The organism is Bradyrhizobium elkanii USDA 76 (assembly GCF_023278185.1).
In the GTDB taxonomy this organism is placed as follows: domain Bacteria; phylum Pseudomonadota; class Alphaproteobacteria; order Rhizobiales; family Xanthobacteraceae; genus Bradyrhizobium; species Bradyrhizobium elkanii.
Map to the genome: position 1 here is coordinate 7,930,438 of NZ_CP066356.1, position 20,969 is coordinate 7,951,406.

Consider the following 20,969-nt stretch of genomic DNA (forward strand, 5'->3'; position numbering starts at 1 on the left):
GGATTGCAGCTTAATTTTCAGACAATGAGCCGGTCAACCGGCAACCGGAAATGCCGCGGTTTCAACGGTTTTGATGGCCGGCCGATGCGGAACACGTTGACGAGGCGCAGATCGGCGCCAATGTTGCCGAGCTTTCGCAGCCGGTCGTTGAAATCAGGATGATCGGCCAGCGCCGAAATCGGGCACGCCGCGAAACCGGCGCGATCGATCTCCAGCCAGGCGCGGTAGAAATGCCGTCCGGTCGTGAGTGGATCCTCACCGACGGGACGGCAAAACAGCACGATCGCCGACGCCGACGCGGTCTTGGCGCCATCGGCGAACAACGACGCGGCGAGGCCGAGACGATCGAGCGGCTTGAACAGGGTGCCGAGCACGTAGCGCGCGGCGGCGGCCTCGAGCGCATTCATGACGAGCGCATCGCGGTTGAGCCCGTCCAGCAGATAATGCGGATGGCCGGGCGACAGCCGCATCCATGCGAGCAGCTCGGCCCGGTAGTCGTCGCCGCGAACAAAAGAGAATTCGGCGCAGTCGACCCAGCCGGCGATATCGGCAATCGCCCGGCGATCGGCAATGCAGGTCACATCGTCGCGCGCGGCAGCCAGCTGCGCCAGCGCCGCCGCATCGTCAGCCGACACCGCGAACTTGCCGCGCCACGACATGCGGCGTGCCACGAGGTCCGCCAGCGGATCGGGCTCAGCTCCTTGCCTGATCGCAAAAGAGCAGAGTACGGAAAACTGCGGCGACAGCGGCTGCTCGATCGTGGTCATGCCCGTGATTGCGAGGCCACGGCGGTTGAGCGCGAGGCTCATGCCCTCCAGCGCCGCGCCGTGCGACACCCGAACGTCGTGCCCCGCGGGGTCGGCGATCGGCGCGCGGACGCCGGTCGCGTCGACCAGCGCCAGCCGCCCATCGCCGAGCAGGCGCCAGCGGGTCGGCTGGATGTTGTGGACGCTCGGCGCCAGCCGCGCCTCCGCGACCAGCTCGCGCAGCAAATCCGGCGTCAGCTCGCTCATGCCGCGGCCAGCCGCTTGCCGAACAGATGCAGCCGGTGCAGCGGCGTTGCGCCGGCCTTCTCGACCTGGCGCAGGGAGGGACCGTTGATATCGGCGATCCAGGTGCCGCCCAGCGTGCGGTAGCCGGCCTCCTGCAACGCCAGCGCGGTGCGGTAGAGCATCGCGCCGTTGAGGCCGCGATTGTGCAGGTCGCGGCAGACCGACTGATAGATCAGCACGGCGCGCCTGTTCATGATGCGGTGCTGCACGAATTTGAACGGCGCTGTCAGCCCGACCCGGCCGCCGATCGCCTTGATCAGCGGATTGAGGTCGGGGATCGCGATGATCGCGCCGGCGGGCCGGCCGCGGTGATAGACCACGGTCGAAATCCGCTTGTCGATGATCCACATCATGTCGCCGGCCTGGAACAGATATTCGGCGGCGGTCGGCGGCACGAACATCGGATTGTCGGCAAAGCCGTCATTGAGGATCAGCCGCGCGTCCTCCAGCCGCACCTTGAAGGCGGAGCGCTTGATCGGCTGCCAGACGAAATCCGGGTCAGTGAGCACCGCGCGCTGCTTGTCGCCGAGCAATTGCTCCGGCTTGCCGCCGTCGAGCGCGATCTCGAATGTCGTCATCGGGAAGGTCGCGGCATAGCCGGCGCGTTCGAGATGCTTTGCGATGTGCGGCGGCGACCACATCATGTCGGTGAACGGCGCATGGTCGAACCCGTCGGTCATCACGCCGATCTGCTGCATCGCCGTCAGATTGAAATTGCCGGCGACGCGGCTCATGCCCCGCGCCGACAGCCATTGCTCGGCGGCGCGCAGCAGCGCATCGGCCACCTCGACGTCGTCGATGCAATCGAAGAAGCCGAATGCACCATGGCGGGTGCCGTGCTTGCGGTTGGACGCGTCGTGGATCGAGGCGGCGATGCGGCCGACCGGCCGCCCATCGCGATGCGCTGAAAATAGCGCATAGCGGCCGTGGCCTTCGGTGACGAACGGGTTCTTCGCCGGATCGAACATCCGGTCGAAATCGCTCCACAGCGGCGGCACGTAGAGGCTGTCGGACCCATAGGCATTGAGCGCGGCGTCGAAGGCCGCCCTGCGGTCGCCTTCGCGGATCTCTGATGTCATTTGGCCTCCGGGGTCAACGCCAAGAGCCGGCGTACCAGCGCCAGCGCGGTTTCAGTGGCGGGATCGGCCGCGGTGACGGGCACCGCGAGCACGATCAGGTCGAGCGGATCATGTCCGAGCACGATGACATGGGAGGCGTTGTTGGCCGAGATCAGCGAGACCATGCGCTCGGCCGCGGGATCGGTCGGCGCCAGTCCCCATGGCGCATCGGACCGCCGCAGCACGCGCCGCGTCGACAGGAAGTCGTGCAGCAGCGGCGGATCATAGAGCGCGAGCTCGTTCTCGCGGAAGCGCCGCGCGCTTTCGAAGATCGGATGCCGCGCCAGCTCGGCGATCAACTGCTCGCGGGTCTGCGCCGGCGATGCCGCGACCGAATTGAGTACGCCCGGCTCCTGCGATTCGAACAGCGCCCGCAGCGCGTCCGTCATCAATCCGATGGTCAGCACGCCGGCGATCGCAACCGCGACGAAACGGACCATCTGGGCGGCGTCGACGTCGGGCGCCATGAAGGCGGCGGCGAGGCCGAGCAGGCCCGACGAGATCAACCGCAGCGCCATCATCGCAAGGCCGTGCCGGCGGGTCTCGGCGCCGCCGCCGGCGATCAGCATCACGGTCACGGTGAGCAGCGCGCCCAGCGCGCCGAGCCGCACAGGGATATCGGGAAACAGCGTGCGGAAATCGGTCAGGATGAACGGGATCACGACCAGCGCGCCGACCGCCATGCGGCCGATGCTGCGGTTTTCCGCAGCCATCAGCGCGGCGCGATCCCGCGTCGCCAGCAGCAACGCGCAAGTGGCGAAGCCCAGGAGCTGGAACAGCGCCAGCGCGATCGCGTAAGGCATCGCCAGCCGTTGCAGCCCGAACAGGCCGCCGAGGCCGAGCAGGATGGCGCCCGCGAGCGCCGCCATCTTGACCGCGCGCGGCGCGTGGCGCCGCAAAATGCCTTCGGTGACGATCAGGGCGCCGAGCGGGACCAGCGAGGCCGGGATCACCGAGAGGCGGTCGAGCAGGCGGCTTCCGGTCCACCAGGCAAGACCGCGGTCGAGGAACAGGATCGCGATCACGCCGAGCGCGAGCAGCAGGCGGCGCGTCAACGGGCTCCTCGGATCGCGCCGGTAGAACGTCATCATCGCTACGGCGAGCCCGATGGCGCCGCACAGATTGACGATGGAATCGGCGATCACCCCGGAGGTCATTTGCCGCCCGTCAGTTCGTCGATCGCCCGCCGCACCAGCGGACGCATCAGGGCGGCGACGAGCGCATTGCGCGGCTTCTCGATCGCGGGCCGATGCGGGTTGAGAAACCAGCCGCGGCAATCGGTGCCGGAGGTGCGGCCGAGGATCAGCGCGACCGCCTCATAGGCCATCAGCATGCCGGTCGAGATCACCATCGGCGCAAACGACATCCGGCTGCGGCGGCCGGCGGCGACTTCGCCGGCGATGGCGAGGTCGACATAGTTGCGCGACGAGGAGTGCAGCATCACGTGCTCGATCTCGGCGCGCATCGCGGCGCGGCGGTCGTCCTCGGTGATATCGGTCCAGGCCTTGCCGAGCGTGGGAAAGCCGAGGCGCTGCTCGGGCCGCGGATCGTGCGGGCGCACCACGATCACCGAGGGCAGCGGCGACATGTAGGCGTCGATCACGGTTGCATCGGCGCGCTTCGCGGTCCGGTACAGATGAACGCCGGCGGCGATATCGTCCATGCCGTTGACGATGACCGGGCACTGCGCGGCGATCCCGGCCAGCGCGCTGGTCCAGTTCTCGCCAAGCACCTCGATCTCGATGGTCGGATTGATGCGCCTTGCGGCTTCGGCGGCAACCGCCGCCTTCTCGCGCCCGACCTCGTCGGCGAAGGCGAACACCTGGCGGTTGAGGTTGGAAACCTCGAAGCGGTCGATGTCGGCGATCACGAATTTGCCGACGCCGGCGCGCGCCAGCGCCATGAAGGCCGCGCCGCCCATGCCGCCGACGCCGCAGACGAACACCCGCGCCTGACGCAGCAGCTGCTGCTCGTGCTCGTCGATGAAGCCGATATTGCGGCCGGTGAAGGAGTAGTAGTCGAAATTCATCGCGCGGCCCCGCTATCCTGCTTGCGCGGACGCAGCGTGCCGAAGGCGCGGCTGTCGTCCATCCAGTAGACCACCGGCAGCACCAGCCGCTGCAGCGCCAGCATCGCGGATGCCGCGAGCAGCGACGGCAGCGAGCCCGAGGGCACCTCGCTCATAATGTAACGGCGCGCGCCGGCAAGATCGATGCGGCCGATCTGCAGCACGTCGTCGCCGCGCGTGTAGTCCAGCTCGCGCGCGCAAAACTCGTTGTAGACGGCATTGCGGTGCTTCGGTGCGATCTCGAAGGTCTTCTTCAGCGCGTCCGAGCCGCCGGTATAGGCGTTGGTGATGACCGAGCGCGCCTCGTCGAACCCGGCCTCCTCGCCGACACCGAACACCGCGCGATGCCTTGCCATGATGCCGCGCGCCAACTGGAGATGCGCAAAGCTCTGTCGCGCGCCCGGCAGCGGCGAAGGGAACACGTCCGAGAAGGTGTCGCTGACCATGCCGACCACCGCCGGCACCTGGGTGACGTTGGAGATCCATTTCGGCCGCAGCCCGTCGCGGGCGAACAGCACCAGCGCGGTCAGGCCGTAGAGCACCCAGGACAGCCCCTGCCCGCGCACATCGGGATCGACCATGACGAGGCCGAGATGGGTGACCTCGGCCGGCTCGCCGTCGAGCGGCACGTCCATCACCGACAGCGCGTTGAAGGCGATCGGCCGCCCGGTGTCTTCCTCCGAGATCAGCGTGACGACGGCGCGCGACAACCGCTCAGGTTCACCGGAGAAGATGCCATAGGTCAGGCTCTCCTCGGGCAGCGTCTTGGCGGCGACGATGCGCAGCTGCTCGACCAGTGCGTCGAGCTCGTCCCTCGGCAGCGACAGGCCCGGCGATTCGACGATGCGGGTGCGCTGGCCGGCCTGGGTGCGCAAGCTGAGATCGATGGTCGGCTGCGACAGCGCCTTCAGCCAGAAGCCGCCATGGCTGCGCAGGCCGTCAAAGGCGGCGCGCGCCTTGCCGAGGTGCTTGCCAAGGTTCTTGCTGCCGCGCGAAGCCGGCGTGGGATTTTCCGTGGACGCCATTTCTCTGTCCCTCGGGCGCGATCTCTGCACTCGCCCCTGTTAAGGAGCCATGAGCGCAACCTGACGCTGTTGGCCGCAGGGTAAACAAGGCCTTCCGGAAACGAAACAAAGTTGGTCCGGACGACGAAAGCGGCGGGTGAAAAGCACCCGCCGCTTGGTCCTGGCTCCGGCTCGGGCGTCCCTCTCACGCCGCCTTGGAGACCTCCATCAGCAGGCGCTCGGCCTTGGCGTCCTCGATGCGGTTCACGAACTTGCTGCTCTCGTAATTGTCGCGCACCGTCTTGGTCAGCGTGACGCAGGTCTGGACCAGCATCACGATGCCCATCGTGAGATAGCCCTTCATCCAGAGATCGATCGGCAGGAAGAACACGCCGACGGCGACGAGGAAGGCGGAAGCCGCGAAGGACGCGTAGGTGAAGGTAACCCAGCTGCCGCTGTGGGGTTGGATGGTCTGGTTCATGGTAATCTCCTTGATGTTGCGAAATTTGACGAAGGATCAGTTTCAGGCTTGAGGTTTCAGGCTGCGTTCGGGCGCTTGGCTTTCAGCCGCGCCAGTACGTCGTCGGCGGTCGATTTCATGCGCGGGCCAAAGCCCTGCTCGGCGAGCTTCTCGGCGGTAGCCAGCGGTCCCGCGGCGGCGTCGATCTCGATCAACGCCTCGTCGGCGGCCTGGATCTCCATCTGCCGCTCGCGCAGCCGCTTCAGCGTCGCCTCCGCTTCCGGCAGCGTCGACTCGTAGGGGCGCGCTGCCTCGATGCCGCTCCGGCGCAGCGAACGCACCGCTTCCGATGCACGGGCGAGGCGCCGGCCGCGATCGAGCTCGGCGATGCGCGCCTCGGCGTTGCCGACATGGCGCTTCAGCCGGGTGATCTCGGAGGCGAACAGCGCGCGTGCGGTCATCGCGGCATCGCGCTCGGCTTCGAGATTGGCGATCGCCTGCGCGGCTTCGCGGGCGAGATCTTCCCGGCCGCCCTCGAGTGCCGCCGACGCGCGTACCTCGAGATCGGCGATCCGGGCGTTGGTGGCGTCGAGCCGGCGGCCTTCCTGCTGGTCGCCGGCGATCGCCAGCGCCAGGGTCCGCTTCGAGCGGTCGACGGCGGCGGCGGCATCGCGCATCTGCTGGTCGAGGATGACCAGCGCTGTCCGGTCTTGCAGTTCCTCCTCCGCTGCTGCCACGCTGCCGCGGAAAAGCGTCAAAACAGTTTTGAACATTTGGTCACTCCCTGTTATGAGCATCGCTCATGAATCTCTTGTACCACATAATGAGCAACGCTCAAGAATTATTTGAGCATCGCTCAAGGTGATGGTTAACGAAGGATCAAAGATGTCCAAGGCATTGGAACGACGAGCAAAACTGCGGGAAGCGCTGATCGAGGCGGCGGAGCGGGCGATTGCGGCAAAGGGTCTCGGTGGCCTGAAAACCCGCGAACTGGCCCAGGAAATCGGGGTCGCCAATGGCGGCGTCTACAATCTGGTCGAGGATGTCGACGAGCTGATCCTGCGCGTCGGCTCGCGCACGCTGGCGCGGCTCGATGCGTCGCTGTCGCTGGCCGAGATCGGCGGGGCTGCGGCGCCGCGCGAGATGCTGGTGCGGATCGCGGTCGCCTATTGCGACTTCGCCGCCGACAATCTCGAACTGTGGCGCGCGCTGTTCGAGCATCGCATGCAGCCCGGCAAGCCGGTGCCGGAATGGGCGATCACCGAGCAGATGGAATTGTTCCGTCACATCTACAAGCCGCTCGCCGCGCTGTTTCCGCAGCGTTCGCCGGCGCAGCTCGGCGTCACCGCGCGCAGCCTGTTCTCCGCGGTGCATGGCATGGTCGCGCTCGGGCTCGAGCACAAGCTGATCGCGGTGCCGATCGGCGCATTGCGCAGCGAGATCGCAACGTTGACGCGCGCGATGGTCGACGGGCTGACGGCCAGGAAGGAATAGGATTTCCGGACGCGCCCTCGCCTCACGGCTCCATCGTGTAGGCGCGCCCGGGCTCGAGCGCGTAGATGGTCAGGAAGCGCAGCGGCCGGTCCGGATCGCAATTGCGAAACAGAGTGTGCGGAACGCCGGGTCGATCCTGCAAGGTCTCGCCTGCCCGATACTGGCGCGGCGCCTCGTCGCCATACGCGGACTCGGCGACGCCTTCGACGATGAAGACCACGCCGCCAACGGGGTGCCGGTGCAGCGGAGCGACCCCGCCGGGCGGATAGGTCACCTCGGCAACGACAAGCTCGCGATCATCGCCGGGCAAAGCGAGACGCTCGAGGGTCCTGCGGGTGACGCCGGCAAATCCGGCTTGTTGAGCTTTTGCCTGACCGTCGCTGCTTTCAACCATTGGAACCTCTTGTCTGCCACGCGAGCCGTCGTGCCGACGACTATGGGCGCCTCGCCGAGGCAACAAGATGTCCGATCGCCGATCCAACGCCCGCCGTGCACATGAGCCGAAGTCCTTGCCACCCCTGCCCCGACGTTGCAGGATTCCTGCGCCGAGAACCTTCAGCAGTGGACCTTGCATGAAAACGAGTATCGTCACGACACGGTTGTCGACGGCAGCCGCTTTGGCGTTCATCCTTGCGGCATCAAGTGTCGTGCCAGCGTCTTCGGCGCAGCCCGTGCCGGAATGCTCGATGTCGGTGACGTTGGCGGATTGGGGCGAGAATTCGACCGGCGATATCGACGTCGCGTCAGGCCAAAGCTGCCAGATCCCGATCGGTATCCGCGGCACGGTGACGGACTCGTCGATCTCGCAAAAGCCGGCCTATGGCAGGCTGAAGAAGATCAACGCATCGACCTTCGAGTACAGGGCGAAGGCCAAGTACAAGGGCAGCGACACCTTTGCCATCAAGGCGACGGGCCAGGGGCCGAAGACATCCGGCACCTCGGTCATCACCGTGCACGCGACGATCAAGTAGTCATCGATTTCGAGACATTGCAGCTGGCTTGTCGCGCGGACCGCGACCATTTCGTGGTCACGATCGCGCCGCCTATCGTATCGACGGAACGTTTTTTTGCCTTTGGGTCGTCCTGACGTTCTGTTAGCCTCGCCGCGCTTGGGAAAGAACGGCAATGCTGACGTTGATGTTCGCCGGCGTCTCGCTGCTCTATGCTACGGTTGGTCAGGCTGGCGGGACAGCATTTCTTGCTCTCATGGCGTTCGCCTCGTTCCCTTCGAACGAGATGCGTCCGACGGCGCTGCTACTCAATATCATCGCAGCCACCTATTCGACCTGGCGCTTTCATCGCGGGGGCCTGATTGATTGGGCCAAGCTAAGGCTGCTCCTCATTGCGTCGCTCCCGACCGCTCTTGTTGGCGGGTTCATCGTTCTTGACGAACGTCTGTATAACGTCGCGACCGGAGTGATTCTTCTCGCTGCTGCGGCGGCCGCTTATCCCTCGCTGCGGTTTCAAAGGCGGCACGAGGCACGCGAGGCCGCTCGGAACCGGATACCTATGACATTTTGCCGCACGCGACCTGACTGATGGGTGTGACACCCATCATAGATGCTGCATTCAAATTCTGCGATCCTGAATTTGATATTAACGATTTCTTTAGCGCTGATCTCAGCCGGACGACACTATCTCAGCCTGGCCCGCCTCACGGGCCAAAATTAATTGCCTTGCACCTTGGAAATTAGCCGGTCTCGACCGGCGCACCCCACGAGGACGCAAACCATGGCCAATTCCGCACCGGTCGTCACGATTGGTAACCACAGCCTGTTGTACAATCAGTGGCAAAAGATGCAGCCATGGCTCACCTATGCCGACTCCGACGGCAATCCCGCGCAGAAATTTCAGTTCTGGGACGGCGGCTCAGCTGCGAACAGCGCCTATTTCTGGACTTCCACCAACGACCATTGGGCCGCCAACACGACGATCGAAGTTGCGGCCTCTGACCTCTCCGACGTGTGGGTGCGTGCCGGTGCGGTCGGCGGCACCGAGACACTGTGGGTACGCGCCTTCGACGGGACCGATTGGGGCAACTGGACGTCTTTCACGCTCACGACGATTCCAAACACTGTGCCGGTCGTCACGGTCCCCGACGTGCAGCTGCACACCAATACATGGACGCAAGCCAAGAATTGGCTGACCTACTCCGATGCCAATGGGGATGCAGCCACCAAATACCAATTCTGGGACAGCGGCACCTCCGCAACAAGCGCCTATTTCTGGACTTCCACCAATGACCATTGGGCTGCCAACACAACGATCGAAGTGGCGGCCGCCGACCTGGCCGATGTCTGGATCAAGGGCGGCTCGACAACCGGTGCCGAGACGTTCTGGGTCAGAGCGTTCGACGGAACGGACTGGAGCAACTGGGACAGCTTCACGCTGACGTCGGTCAATACTCCGCCCGTCGTGACTGCCGGTGATCATTCCATACATATCGATCAATGGGTCACCGTCGACAACTGGTTGACCAAGACCGATGCCAATGGCGACGCGATCACGAAGTACCAATTCTGGGATAGCGGCACCGCCGCCACCAGCGCCTATTTCTGGACACCCGACAATTCCCACTGGGCTGCCAACACGACGATCGACGTTTCGGCTGCGGACCTCGCCAATGTCTGGATCCATGGCGGCTCGACAACCGGTTCCGAGACGATGTGGGTAAGGGGATTCGACGGAACGGAGTGGAGCAATTGGGACACATTCACCGTGACGTCGACGCCGAACACGGTGCCGGTCGCAACGATCAACGACCAGGCGCTGCACGTCAATCAATGGGTCAAACCGCAAGGCTGGCTCACTGCCACCGATGCCGAAGGTGACACGATCACCAAGTATCAGTTCTGGGATGCCGGCGCGGGCGCGACCAGCGCCTATTTCTGGACACCCGACAATTCCCACTGGGCTGCCAACACGACGATCGACGTTTCAGCATCCGATCTGGCCAATGTGTGGATAAAGGGCGGCTCGACAACCGGTTCCGAGACGATGTGGGTAAGGGCATTCGACGGCACCGCCTGGAGCAATTGGGACAGCTTTACCCTGACGTCGACGAATACGGCTCCTACCGCGACGATCAACGATCATACCCTGAACGCCGCGCAATGGGCGCAGCTCGTCAACTGGACGACGGCATCCGACGCCGACGGCGATGCGATCACCCAATACCAGTTGTGGGACGGTGGCGGGGCTGCGACCAGCGCCTATTTCTGGACGCCCGACAATTCACACTGGGCGTCCAGCACGGTCATCGACGTCTCGGCGTCGGATCTCGCCAATGTATGGGTGCGAGGTGGCACCACGGCCGGTACCGATTCCATGTTTGTGCGCGCGTTCGACGGAACCAGCTGGAGTACCTGGGACAGCTTCACCGTGACCAGTCTGGCAAACCACGCCCCCGATGCCTCGATCAGCAACCAGACCTTGCACGTCAACGAGTGGAGCCAGGTCGGCAACCTGGTGTCCTATGCCGACGCTGACGCAAATCCCGCGACCGCCTATCAGTTTTGGGATGGCGGCGGCAACGCCGACAGCGGCTATTTCTGGACCTCTGCGAATTCCCATTGGGCAGCCAGCACCGTGATCGACGTCAATGCCGCCGACCTCGATGATGTCTGGATGCGTGGCGGCGCCACCACCGGCACTGAAACGATGTATGTGCGCGCGTACGATGGCATTGACTGGAGTGCGTGGCACGCGTTCACGCTCTCGACCATCGTCTAGCTGCCCCGGCGTGACGTCGTGCGGATATGCGCCGACGAAAACGGGCATCGCGGTGCCGCGTCGCGCCGGCGAATGCCGCGGGGTACGACCTAGTTCGGCGTGAAGATCACCTTGCCCTTGAATGCCGCCGCCTGCGCGATCGCCTGCGAAAAATCCTCCAGGCGATAGGCCCCGACCACCGGCGCGCTGATCGCGCCCGATGCGACCATCGGCACCAGATGGTCGTACATTCCGGCCAATGCCTGATCGGTCGCGGTCTTGCCCCAATGGCCGAGCCAGAAGCCGCGCACCGACACTTCGTTGAAGATCACGCTCAAGGCCGAGCCGGAGAACGGCTGTCCGCTCATCGCGCTGTAGATGACGAGCACTCCTTTTGGCGCGAGGCAGTTCATCAGGTTCAAGGCGGATGAGCCGCCGACCATGTCGAGCGCCAGCTGGATCGGCGCCCTACCCGTTTCCCTGGCGACGCGCTTGGCGAGATCCGGCCCGTCGAGCAGCACGATATCGCCGCCGACCGACTTGACCTCGTCCACGACGTCCTCGCGGCGGACGATGTTGACGGTCTTGAGCCCGAGCGACTTGGCGATGGCGATCACCGCGCGCGCCGTCGCCGAATTGGCGCCGTTCTGGATCACCCAGCCGCCGCGCGGGACTTTCACGAAATCGGTCAGCAGCAGATAGGCGGTGGCCGGATTGACCCCGATCATGGACAGTTGCTGGACATCGGCATTGTCGGGCAGCGCGCGCTGCCACGACGCTGTGAATTTGACCCGCTCGGTCCAGGACGGGACCGTGAAGGGAATCAGCGTGCGGTCGCCCTCCTTCAGGTTCCTCACCTGCGATCCGGTGGCAACAACCCGCCCGACGCCCTCGATCCCGAGCGTGGCCGGCGGTGACGGCAGATAGCCGTAGCGCCCGGCGATGATCATGAAATCCGAATTGTTGATCGGCGCGGCCTCAACCGCGACCACGACCTCGTCGGGGCCGGGGCTGCCGACATCCGGCACCTCGTTGAGCTTGACCACATCCGCTGCACGTCCGAATGCAACGACCTGAACCGCTTTCATGGCGCGATCTCCCGATTTTATTATGTACTTCTAAGTACAGAATTGGGATTACGTCAATAGCGGGACCTGCCTTCACGGCAAGGTGAAGGCTTCACATCCGACGCGGGAGTACATAAAAGACGGATATGGCAAGGCCGCGCAGCTTCGATCCGGACGATGTCCTGGAAATCGCCCGCCAGATGTTCTGGCAGAAGGGCTTTCAGGCGACTTCGCTCGACGAGATCACGGCGGCGAGCGGCGTCGCGAAACCCAGCCTCTATGCGGCCTTCGGCGACAAGAACGCGTTGTTCCTGAAGGTGCTGGACCGCTATCACGACGGCATCCTCGGCTGGGCCGAGCGCGTGCTGGCGCAGCCGGGGCCCGCGCGGGACGTCATCAGGCAGTGGCTCACCGGCTTCATTCCCTATTGCTCGGGCGAGAAGGGACAGCGCGGCTGCCTGTCGATCAATTCCGCGACCGACGGCTCGCTCGACCAGGTCGAGCTCCGCAAGAGCATCGAGCGCTACAACCGGCGGCTTGAAGAGTTGCTGCGCACGCGGCTGCGCACCGATCGCGCCCAGTTCAGCAAGGGCTTTGACCCTGACGTCACCGCCCACACCATCATGGTGGTGCATGCCGGACTGCTGGCGCTCGCGCACCAGAGGCCGGATTGGAAACAGGTGAAGGCCGTGATCGACCAGGTGATGAGCCTGCTCGCCTGAGATTGTCAGCACCCGGCCTTCCGCTGCGCTCGCACGAATGTGATGATATGTCGATCATCATCTGATTGATGTCCTGATCCCGATGACCATGTCCGGATTGGCTGTCATGGGCTTTCCGGATTTGAGGATCAGATGAGCAAACGGTTTTGGCGTGCGACGCTCGTTGCAGTCACGGCCCTCTTGGCGAAGCCGGCGATCGGTCCGGCGCAGGCCCATGACCACCAGCAACCCGAATTGAACGCCTGGTATGAGAGCCTGCGCAGCGTCAAGGGCCCCTGCTGCGACGGCAGCGACGCGAAGCGTGTCGATGACGCCGATTGGGACACCAGGGATGGCCACTATCGTGTGCGCCTCGAGGGTGAGTGGGTCGACGTTCCCGACGAGGCCGTCGTCGCCGGACCGAACCGCGCCGGCCGCACCATGGTCTGGCCGTACTACCTCGACGGACACCCGAGGCCGCGCTGCTTCATGCCGGGCAGCATGGGCTGAAGCGGGATGAAGTTAGTTCGATCAATCTCACGACGCGCTGACTACACCTCCCCTCTCCCGCTTTTGTGGGTGGGGCCTCTCTCCGCAGCGCGACTCGCGGAGAGAGCCCCCACCCAGCCCTCCCCCGCAAGCGTTGGGCAATCGCATATGGCCGTTTGAGGTAATCGGAGTTCTCACAAACTCGTCATGCCCGGGCTTGTCCCGGGCATCCACGTCTTCGTTTCCACGCGAAGAAAAGACGTGGATGGCCGGGACAAGCCCGGCCATGACGGCGCGGAAGAATCGGTTCATCCCATATGCGATTGCCCTGCCCGCAAGCGCACCACCTTGCGATTGCCATTCAATCTAATCTCATCATGCCTTGGGCGACCAAGCTGCGCAGGCCGGCGTCCTGCGGCACGGCTGATCAGAGATCCAGCTGGATCCGATCCTCGCCGTCGGCCTCCGGCTTCGCCGGCACCGCGCAGCAGATCAGCACCTCGTCATCGGCCACCTCGGCGGCGGGCTGCTTCACATAGGTCACGGCGCCAGCCAGCAATCGGGTTCGGCAGGTTCCGCAATTGCCTTCCCGGCAGCTGAAGGCGGGACTGAGACCGCGCGCTTCCGCCAATTCGAGCAGCGTCCCCGCCTCCGGCGTCCAGCGCGCCTCCTTCAACGATGTGGTGAAGGCGACCGGGATCGGCGTCGTCGCCGGCGGTCGGCGCGGCGGCGCTGCGGTGACGAGGTCGGGCTTCCGGACCAGCGATGAAGGACCGAATGCTTCGGCGTGAATCCTGCCGTCGGCAATGTTGTAGCCGCGCAGGGCGTCATAGAGCAATTGGGTGAACTGCGGCGGTCCGCACAGATAGAAGTCGTAGTCATTGAACGGCAGGACGCGCGACAACAACGCCATGTCGATCCGTCCCGCGGCGTCGTAGTCTGTGCCCTGCTCGGCGCCGTCGACATCGCCGAGGACGCGGATGATCCGCACGGCGCCACCGGCGGCATCCACCAGCTGCTGCAATTCGTCGCCGAACGCGCGGTCCTGTTTCGCATGCGCGGCCTGAAACAGGAATGTCGGCCGGATGCCGCGGGTGCGCAACCCTTCATAGACCACGTGGCGCAGCATCGCGAGCAGCGGCGTGATGCCGACACCGCCGGCGAGCAGCACCGCGGGCCGCTTCTCGCGCGCATCGATCGTGAAGCCGCCGGCTGGTGCGCGCGCTTCGACGATGTCGCCGACATGGATGGTGTCGTGCAGATGTTGCGATACGACACCGTCGCGCTTCACGCTGATGCGGTACATGCCGTCCGACGGCGCGACCGACAGCGTGTAGGTGCGGATCACTGGCTTGTCGATGCCGGGCAGCGAGAGACGGATCGGCAAATGCTGTCCCGCCTGGTGCGGAAGCAGCCCCGCGCCGTCGTCCGGCTGCAAATGAAACGACCGGATCGATCGGCTCTCGTCGACGATCCTGGCGACCTTGAACGGCCGCCACTGCGTCGCGCGCCCGGCCGCGCGGATCCGCTCGGCGGTCTGTGTCCAGTCACCGGTCATCAGCGAATTCGGCGACCAGCCTTCGGCCCGGAACGCCCAGCGCAGCGGCAGCGCGCCGCGTCTGCGCACCACACGGCGGGCACGGAAACTCCAGAGCCGCTCGGCGCCCTGAAACGCCGCGATCTCCGGCGAGTCCAGCATCACCTCGGCATCGCCGCTCAGCTGCAGCAAGTCGCCGGTTTCGAAATCGACAAAGAGCAGCCCGGCCTTGCCGTTGACGAGGATGTTGCCGAGCGTGTTGAAGAACAGATTGCCGGCGAAATCGGGAATCGTCAGCGTGCCGTCGTCGGCGACGCGGACGAAGCCCACCCGGCCGCCGCGATGCGAGACGTCGACCTGGCGACGGTCGTCGCGCTCGGCATAGGACGCCACGAAGAACGTGTCGGCCGCCTTGATCGTGTCGCGCGCGGCCTGATCGAGCGTCGTGCTCGCCTCGATCTCTCCCGCAAAAGGTTCATCCGGCTCGCGCGCGAAGGCGAAATCGCGGAGCTGGATATACTGCGCGCAATTGCCGAAGCTCTGATCGAGCTCGAAGCTGAGCGCCTTGCCTGATGCTGCACGCAGCAGCCCGTTCGCCCGGTTGCGGCGCCGCGTGTGCAATTCGATCCCCAAGAGTCCGATCGCATCGCCCTCGCGCATGCCTTCGCTGACCGGATCGCTGGCGTCAGGCCGCGCATCGATCTCGAGGCTGCGCGGCGTCGGCGAGGAGATGAAGCCGGGCTTGCCGGCCAGCAGCGAAGCCCAGGCGTCGCCGCTTCGGTCCACGCTGCCGACGACGATGAAGGGAATCTGCGCGAAGAAATCGCGATGCTGGTCGGGCATGAAGTCGCGCACCGCGCGCTGGCCGACGACCTCCATCTTCTCGGCGACGCCGACCTGCTGCTGGATCGCCTTTTCGCCGGCGTGCCAGGTCGCGAGCTTGCTCTTGGTTCGTCTGTCGCTCATCGTATCGCCCTCCCCTTCGGGGTTGGACGGGCGCGCCTGACGGCACGCCCGGTCAGCAGGTCACGCAGCCGCCAGACCGACGCGAGTCCTGGCGAAGGCCACGAAGCCCGGCAGCGTCTCGATCCGGCGCAGCCACGCGGTGACGCGCGCATAGGCGGAGAGATCGACATTGCCTTCGGGCGCGCTCGACAGATAGCTGTAGAGCGCGACGTCTGCGATCGTCGGCGCCGCGCCGACCAGCCAGTCGCGACCGGCGAGATGGGCTTCGAGCCGCTTCAGCAGAACATGCGCCCGCGCGATCACGTCGTCCGGATTGTGCTTGGCGCCGAACACGGTGATGAGGCGTGCCGCAGCGGGCCCGAACGCGAGATCGCCGGCAGCAACCGACAGCCAGCGCTGGACCGCGGCAGCGCCCTTTGCATCCTGCGGCAGCCAGTCGGTGCGGCCGAGCTTGGTCGCGAGATAGACCAGGATCGCGTTGGAGTCGGAAATGATGGTGCCGTCATCGTCCAGCACCGGTACCTGGCCGAACGGGTTGAGCGCGAGAAATTCCGGCCGCTTCTGCGCGGCGGACTTGAGATCGACGTCGACCAGCTCGTGCGGAATTCCGAGCAGGGACAAAAACAGGCGCGCGCGATGCGCGTGGCCGGAGAGAGCGAAGTGGTAGAGCTTCATGTGCCGTTCCTGATGTGGTGGACGGGTCCATTCCCGACCGCCAGCTCAAGGTGGCCCATTGCAACGGTTATTATAATTGCCGTCGATGGCACTTCATTATTGCGTATGATGCAATAAATACGTCATGGCCGGGCTTGTCCCGGCCATCCACGTCTTTTCTGCAGCAAAGCAAGACGTGGATGCCCGGCACGAGGCCGGGCATGACGACGAAATTCGGGGCAGCCCCTTAGACCTCGACGATCACGTAATTGTCCTCGATGTGCACCGGGAACGTCTCGGCGACATACGGCCCCCTCTGCAACTCGGCGCCGCTCTCGACCGCGACCGGATAGGAGCGGATCCTGAACCGCTTGGGATCGAACCAGGACTGCCCGTTGCGGATGTCGAATTCCCAGCCGTGCCACGGACAGCGCAGCATCTCGCCGACGCGGTCGCGCTGATAGATGCCGGGCTCCGGCGAGGTCAGGCGCGCGACGCAGGCCGCCTTCTCCAGCGGCGCGCCCTCATGCGGGCAGCGATTGAGCAGCGCGAAGAACTCGCCATTGACGTGGAACACGACGATGTCGCGGCCCTCGAGGCCGAACACCTTGTTGCCGCCGGCCGGAATCTCACTGGTGCGCGCGACGATGTGACGGGCCATCTGGGTCCTAGCGCTGGGTGGAGTCAGCTTTAAGCGGTCGGGCAACAGGCCCGCTGCACCTCTCCCGCTTGCGGGGGAGGTCGTATCGCATCGCCAGATGCGATACGGGTGGGGGCTCTCTCGACACAAAGAGTGTCTCAAGCGGCGACACCCCCACCCCAACCCTCCCCCGCAAGCGGGAGAGGGAGCGCAGTTCCGTCGCGGTTGCTGCTGGATCCGATCTCATCGTACTCAGAACTTGTAAACCGCGCGGGCATTGCTGTTGAAGATCTTGCGACGCTCGGCGTCCGTCAGCGGTGTCTTGAAGGCGTAGCGCGCGTCGTCATAGTCCCAGTGCGGATAGTCCGACGAGAACAACAGCCGGTCGATGCCGACCCATTCGATCAGCTGGCGCAGGTGCCTGGCTTCATCAGGCTCGTCGATCGGCTGGGTCGTGAACCAGAAATGCTGCTTCACATATTCGCTCGGCCTGCGCTTCAAATGCGGCACCTCGCTGCGGAAGCGCTCAAAGTGCTGATCCATCCGCCACATCGTGGCGGGGATCCAGCCGAAGCCACCCTCGATGAACACGATCTTCAGTTTCGGGAAGCGCTCGGGAACACCTTCCAGCACCAGGCTGGTGAGATTCGAGGCCACCGTGTGCGCGTTGGACTGATGCTCCTCGCAATAATAGGACGGCCAACCGCCGCCGGTCGGCGCATGCCCGCCATAGCCGCCGACATGGATACCGAGCGGCAGATCGAGCTCTTGCGCGCGTTCATAGATCGGCCAGTAGCGGCGGCGGCCGAGCGGCTCGTTGGCACGCGGCGAGACGTTGATCTGGATGTATTCGCCTGATTTGGCGCAGCGCTCGATCTCGGCGAGGCCGAGGTCGGAGCCGTCCTGCCCGACCAGGATCGAGGCCTTCAGGCGCGGATCGCGATGCGCCCAGAACGCGAGTTGCCAGTCGTTGATGGCGCGCTGGATCGCGGCGCCGAATTCCAGATTCTGCTGCGAGAAGATGAAGAGGTCGAGCACCTGCAGGATGCCGAACTCGACGTCGAAGGGGTCGAGGTGCTGCTTGCGCATGAAATCGAGATCGGAGCCCGGCACGCCGCCGGTCGGCGGCCAGGCATCGCGCCGCGCGATCAGCGGCGAGGAACGCGGATACGGCGTGGTGCCGATATAGGGCGTGCGCAGATGGCTGCCATATTCCTTCAGATGCTGCTGCCAGCGTTTTGGCAGGAACTCGTTGAGGTCGCTGTGCGCGTGAATGCTCGGATGGATGTCGCAATCGATGATTCTGAGCCGCGACGCCGCGGTCTTCTCCTGGTCGAGCATCGGGCGGTCGATGACGTCACTCATGCGATCCTCCTTCTTGTTTGCGCACGATCTTGTCGGAAAACCGGTTTTCACTTTTCCGGATCATGCGCTACGAATTCAACTTGAGACGCGGAAAGGTTTCCAGCGGGTTGTCAGCACACATCCGCTGGACGAGACTTCTCGGCAGATGCGGCGGGATCGGATCGTCACCGTCGAACTGCCAGTGCGGATAGTCTGATGCGAACAGGAACATCTTGTCGGAGCCGATCTGGTCGATGATGTCGGCGACGCTTGTAGGATCCAGCGGGGCGTCGAACGGCTGCATGGTGACGCGGAAATGGTCGCGGATGATCGCGGCCGGCTCGCGCTCCACCCACGGCACCTCGACGCGCACGCCGCGCCAGGTCTTGTTGGCGCGCCACATGAACGCCGGCAGCCAGCTGACGCCCGACTCCATCAGCACGACGGTCAATCCGGGATACTTCCCGAATACGCCCTCATAGATCAGGCTCAGCGTCTGCGCCTGGAACGCCTGCGCCTCGGCGAGATAATATTCGTAGCGGTAGGACGGCCAGCCGATCGAGCTCGGCGCGCCGCGGTAGGCACTGCCGGCGTGGATCGCGATCGGCAGCTTGTATTTCTCCGCGGCCTGGTAGATCGGCCAGTAATGCCGCCGGCCGAGCAGCGTCTCGCCTTGCGAGGGCACCAGCACCGAGACGAAGCGATTGTCGCCGGCCCTGCGCTCGATCTCCTCGACCGCGAGATCCGGCGCCTGGATCGGCACCACGATCGAGGCGCGCAGCCGCTTGTCCCTGGCAAGCCATTCGGCTGCGATCCAGTCGTTGATCGCCTTGCAGAAGTCCGCCGCCATGTAGGAATCGAACACCGCCTGCGCGCCATAGACGACATTGCAGATCGCGTGGCTGGCGCCGAGCTGGTCGAATGCGCCGCGCTGCACCATGGCAAGATCGCTGCCGGGCTTGCTGCCGTCCGCCGGACGCCAGTCGGCGCGGCCGGACAGCGGCATCGACGGCGGATAGGAATTGAGGTCGAGCCCGTCGATGGCGCGGCTGACCAGCTGTTCCTTCCAGTGATCGCTCAGATAGGGCAGCAGCGTGGTGCGCGTTCCCCCCACCGCGGGATGGATGTCGCAGTCGATGCGCGTGGCCGCCATGGCGTTCCCCGGATTGATCTTCTTGTCGTCGTTGTTGGCGGCATCGCTGCCACGGACCGGACTGTGACGCCGATGGCGCGATCGTGCAAGCGGGTCCACGCGGGGCCGCCCTGCCCTGTGCGCATCCGCGTCGCACACGAAGTTGCGGGATCGCGTGTGAATGGCGTCACCTGTTCAGGCCGCGAGACGTGCTAGCGATTCCGCGCCGCGGAAAGCGCAGATACAAGCGCAGATACAGGAGACGGGAATGAGACTTGGAATGAGGCTTGGCCGATTGACGATCCTCGCATGTTCATTGTCGCTGGCCGCGTCGGCCGCATGGGCTGGGCCTGCGACCACCTCCGGTTCGGTCGCGCTGGCGCTCGCCGGCGTGGTGGCGCCCTACGCGCCGTTGCCGGCCAAGGAGAAGAAGGCGGTCGCCGCGTTCTTCAATGGCGACAGCAATGTCCCCATCACCAGCAAGATCACCGTCACCGCCGACAAGGTCGTCTGCCGCGCCAGCAATGTCGACATCACCTCGCGCTCCTGCGCGCTGACCTTCGGCGGCAACACCCGTACCGTGACGGGACGCGAGGCCAACGCGATCTTCGCCACCGAAGCGCTGGCCGGCGTGCCGCCCGACGGCGCCGCCGGTACGATCTACGAGGCGCTGTCGAAACTGTCCTGCACGCTCGATCCGAAAGTGATCAAGGACAAGGCCGGCGGCGGCGCCGACTGCAGCTTCGAGCCGGGAAACTAGTCCACGCTCAGACTCCTTGCACGACGACGCCCAGCCTCGCCGCGACGCGGCGCGCGGTTTCTTCCCGCTGCGCCGTGATCGCGCGCACGGCTTGCCGGGCCTGTTGAAGGATCGCGGGCGGCGCCGTCTCCGGCGTGCCGCTGTCGAACGGCGGCTCCGGTGCATAGGCCATATAGAGCTGGATCGATCGCGCGGCATCGTCGCCGCGCAATTCAGCGGCCAGCCGCAACGCTCCGTCGATGCCTGAGGTCACGCCGGCGGCAAAGATGTAGCTGCCGTCGATCACCACGCGCTCATTCACGGAAACAGCGCCGAAGAACGGCAACAGATGCAGCGAGGCCCAATGCGTCGTGGCCCTGCGTCCCTTCAACAGGCCGGCCGCTCCGCACAGCAGGGCACCGGTACAGACCGAGAAGATGCGGCATCCGCCCGCCGCCTGCCGGCTGATCCAGCCGAGCACCTCCGCATCTTCCATCAGGGCTTCCTGACCGAACCCGCCCGGCACATGCAACACATCGAGCGGCGGCGCATCGGCCAGCGTCGCGTCCGGTGTCAGCCGCAATCCCTTGATGTCGCGGACCGGCTCGGCGGTCTTGCCGTAGATGCGGCAGGTCGAATTCGGAATCCGTGACAGCACCTCGAACGGCCCGGTCAAATCGATTTGATCGACGCCTTCGAACAGCAGCGAACCGATCCGCAGATGAACATCGTGAGCAATCATCGAACTTTCCTCGAACTTTCCTTGCACTATGGACAAAGCGAATCTAGCGCG

22 protein-coding genes are annotated in these 20,969 nt (G+C 65.0%); 7 read left to right on the plus strand and 15 right to left on the minus strand.

The window, feature by feature from the left end:
• Positions 1-17: 17 nt before the first annotated feature.
• The 7 genes from JEY66_RS37535 to JEY66_RS37565 all read right to left on the minus strand — a co-directional run bounded on the left by JEY66_RS37535 (position 18) and on the right by JEY66_RS37565 (position 6,475).
• Positions 18-1,013, minus strand: coding sequence for a nitroreductase family protein (locus JEY66_RS37535; protein ID WP_016846463.1), 996 nt, complete (start codon positions 1,011-1,013; stop codon positions 18-20).
• A complete protein-coding gene (locus tag JEY66_RS37540) occupies positions 1,010-2,131 on the minus strand; it encodes a hypothetical protein (protein ID WP_016846462.1) in 1,122 nt (373 codons plus the stop codon). The genes JEY66_RS37535 and JEY66_RS37540 overlap by 4 nt, the downstream gene beginning before the upstream one ends.
• The gene (locus tag JEY66_RS37545; protein WP_018269734.1) at positions 2,128-3,327 is read right to left on the minus strand and encodes a hypothetical protein; all 1,200 of its coding nucleotides are present in this window, start codon (positions 3,325-3,327) and stop codon (positions 2,128-2,130) included. Before JEY66_RS37545 ends, JEY66_RS37540 begins: the two co-directional genes overlap by 4 nt.
• On the minus strand, positions 3,324-4,199 hold the full coding sequence (locus JEY66_RS37550; protein WP_016846459.1) for a HesA/MoeB/ThiF family protein: 876 nt from the start codon (positions 4,197-4,199) through the stop codon (positions 3,324-3,326). Before JEY66_RS37550 ends, JEY66_RS37545 begins: the two co-directional genes overlap by 4 nt.
• Entirely contained in the window at positions 4,196-5,263 is a 1,068-nt protein-coding gene (locus JEY66_RS37555) for a hypothetical protein (RefSeq protein ID WP_018269733.1), read from the minus strand. The genes JEY66_RS37550 and JEY66_RS37555 overlap by 4 nt, the downstream gene beginning before the upstream one ends.
• 184 nt (positions 5,264-5,447) lie before the next feature.
• Positions 5,448-5,723, minus strand: coding sequence for a YiaA/YiaB family inner membrane protein (locus JEY66_RS37560; RefSeq protein ID WP_016846457.1), 276 nt, complete (start codon positions 5,721-5,723; stop codon positions 5,448-5,450).
• 56 nt (positions 5,724-5,779) lie between these two features.
• Positions 5,780-6,475, minus strand: coding sequence for a PspA/IM30 family protein (locus tag JEY66_RS37565; protein ID WP_018269732.1), 696 nt, complete (start codon positions 6,473-6,475; stop codon positions 5,780-5,782).
• Positions 6,476-6,587: 112 nt separating this feature from the next.
• Between JEY66_RS37565 and JEY66_RS37570 the strand changes: the two genes are divergently transcribed.
• Complete coding sequence (locus JEY66_RS37570; RefSeq protein ID WP_016846455.1) at positions 6,588-7,196, plus strand: TetR/AcrR family transcriptional regulator; 609 nt, start codon at positions 6,588-6,590, stop codon at positions 7,194-7,196.
• A 22-nt stretch (positions 7,197-7,218) separates the two neighbouring features.
• Here JEY66_RS37570 and JEY66_RS37575 read toward each other — a convergent pair whose 3' ends face one another.
• Positions 7,219-7,590 (minus strand): cupin domain-containing protein, encoded by a 372-nt coding sequence (locus tag JEY66_RS37575; protein WP_018269731.1) that lies wholly within the window; start codon positions 7,588-7,590, stop codon positions 7,219-7,221.
• Between the two features lie 178 nt (positions 7,591-7,768).
• Between JEY66_RS37575 and JEY66_RS37580 the strand changes: the two genes are divergently transcribed.
• The 3 genes from JEY66_RS37580 to JEY66_RS37590 all read left to right on the plus strand — a co-directional run bounded on the left by JEY66_RS37580 (position 7,769) and on the right by JEY66_RS37590 (position 10,928).
• Positions 7,769-8,167 (plus strand): hypothetical protein, encoded by a 399-nt coding sequence (locus JEY66_RS37580; protein ID WP_038376309.1) that lies wholly within the window; start codon positions 7,769-7,771, stop codon positions 8,165-8,167.
• A gap of 154 nt (positions 8,168-8,321) precedes the next feature.
• Positions 8,322-8,735, plus strand: a complete 414-nt coding sequence (locus JEY66_RS37585) for a sulfite exporter TauE/SafE family protein (protein ID WP_016846452.1) — start codon at positions 8,322-8,324, stop codon at positions 8,733-8,735.
• A gap of 192 nt (positions 8,736-8,927) precedes the next feature.
• Positions 8,928-10,928 (plus strand): hypothetical protein, encoded by a 2,001-nt coding sequence (locus JEY66_RS37590; protein WP_244620800.1) that lies wholly within the window; start codon positions 8,928-8,930, stop codon positions 10,926-10,928.
• Positions 10,929-11,017: 89 nt separating this feature from the next.
• Here JEY66_RS37590 and JEY66_RS37595 read toward each other — a convergent pair whose 3' ends face one another.
• Entirely contained in the window at positions 11,018-11,995 is a 978-nt protein-coding gene (locus JEY66_RS37595; protein ID WP_016846450.1) for a zinc-dependent alcohol dehydrogenase family protein, read from the minus strand.
• A gap of 125 nt (positions 11,996-12,120) precedes the next feature.
• On the opposite strand from JEY66_RS37595, the gene JEY66_RS37600 reads away from it, so the two are divergent.
• Both JEY66_RS37600 and JEY66_RS37605 read left to right on the plus strand, forming a co-directional pair.
• A complete protein-coding gene (locus JEY66_RS37600) occupies positions 12,121-12,696 on the plus strand; it encodes a TetR/AcrR family transcriptional regulator (protein WP_016846449.1) in 576 nt (191 codons plus the stop codon).
• Between the two features lie 132 nt (positions 12,697-12,828).
• Positions 12,829-13,185, plus strand: a complete 357-nt coding sequence (locus JEY66_RS37605; protein ID WP_018269729.1) for a hypothetical protein — start codon at positions 12,829-12,831, stop codon at positions 13,183-13,185.
• Positions 13,186-13,591: 406 nt separating this feature from the next.
• Here JEY66_RS37605 and JEY66_RS37610 read toward each other — a convergent pair whose 3' ends face one another.
• From JEY66_RS37610 to JEY66_RS37630, 5 genes are all read right to left on the minus strand, one after another.
• The gene (locus JEY66_RS37610) at positions 13,592-15,667 is read right to left on the minus strand and encodes a 2Fe-2S iron-sulfur cluster-binding protein (protein WP_018269728.1); all 2,076 of its coding nucleotides are present in this window, start codon (positions 15,665-15,667) and stop codon (positions 13,592-13,594) included.
• A gap of 60 nt (positions 15,668-15,727) precedes the next feature.
• The gene (locus JEY66_RS37615; RefSeq protein WP_016846446.1) at positions 15,728-16,342 is read right to left on the minus strand and encodes a glutathione S-transferase family protein; all 615 of its coding nucleotides are present in this window, start codon (positions 16,340-16,342) and stop codon (positions 15,728-15,730) included.
• Positions 16,343-16,568: 226 nt separating this feature from the next.
• Entirely contained in the window at positions 16,569-16,982 is a 414-nt protein-coding gene (locus JEY66_RS37620; protein WP_016845318.1) for a Rieske (2Fe-2S) protein, read from the minus strand.
• A gap of 231 nt (positions 16,983-17,213) precedes the next feature.
• Positions 17,214-18,326 carry an amidohydrolase family protein gene (locus JEY66_RS37625; RefSeq protein WP_016845317.1) on the minus strand — a complete coding sequence of 371 codons (1,113 nt, stop codon included), beginning with the start codon at positions 18,324-18,326 and terminating at the stop codon, positions 17,214-17,216.
• A 67-nt stretch (positions 18,327-18,393) separates the two neighbouring features.
• Positions 18,394-19,458: an amidohydrolase family protein gene (locus tag JEY66_RS37630; protein WP_026192230.1), complete on the minus strand. Its 1,065-nt coding sequence runs from the start codon at positions 19,456-19,458 to the stop codon at positions 18,394-18,396.
• A gap of 247 nt (positions 19,459-19,705) precedes the next feature.
• On the opposite strand from JEY66_RS37630, the gene JEY66_RS37635 reads away from it, so the two are divergent.
• Positions 19,706-20,197 (plus strand): hypothetical protein, encoded by a 492-nt coding sequence (locus tag JEY66_RS37635; RefSeq protein ID WP_370145377.1) that lies wholly within the window; start codon positions 19,706-19,708, stop codon positions 20,195-20,197.
• Between the two features lie 7 nt (positions 20,198-20,204).
• On the opposite strand, the gene JEY66_RS37640 is transcribed toward JEY66_RS37635, so the two are convergent.
• Positions 20,205-20,918 carry a DJ-1/PfpI family protein gene (locus tag JEY66_RS37640; protein ID WP_026192228.1) on the minus strand — a complete coding sequence of 238 codons (714 nt, stop codon included), beginning with the start codon at positions 20,916-20,918 and terminating at the stop codon, positions 20,205-20,207.
• Between the last annotated feature and the right edge of the window lie 51 nt (positions 20,919-20,969).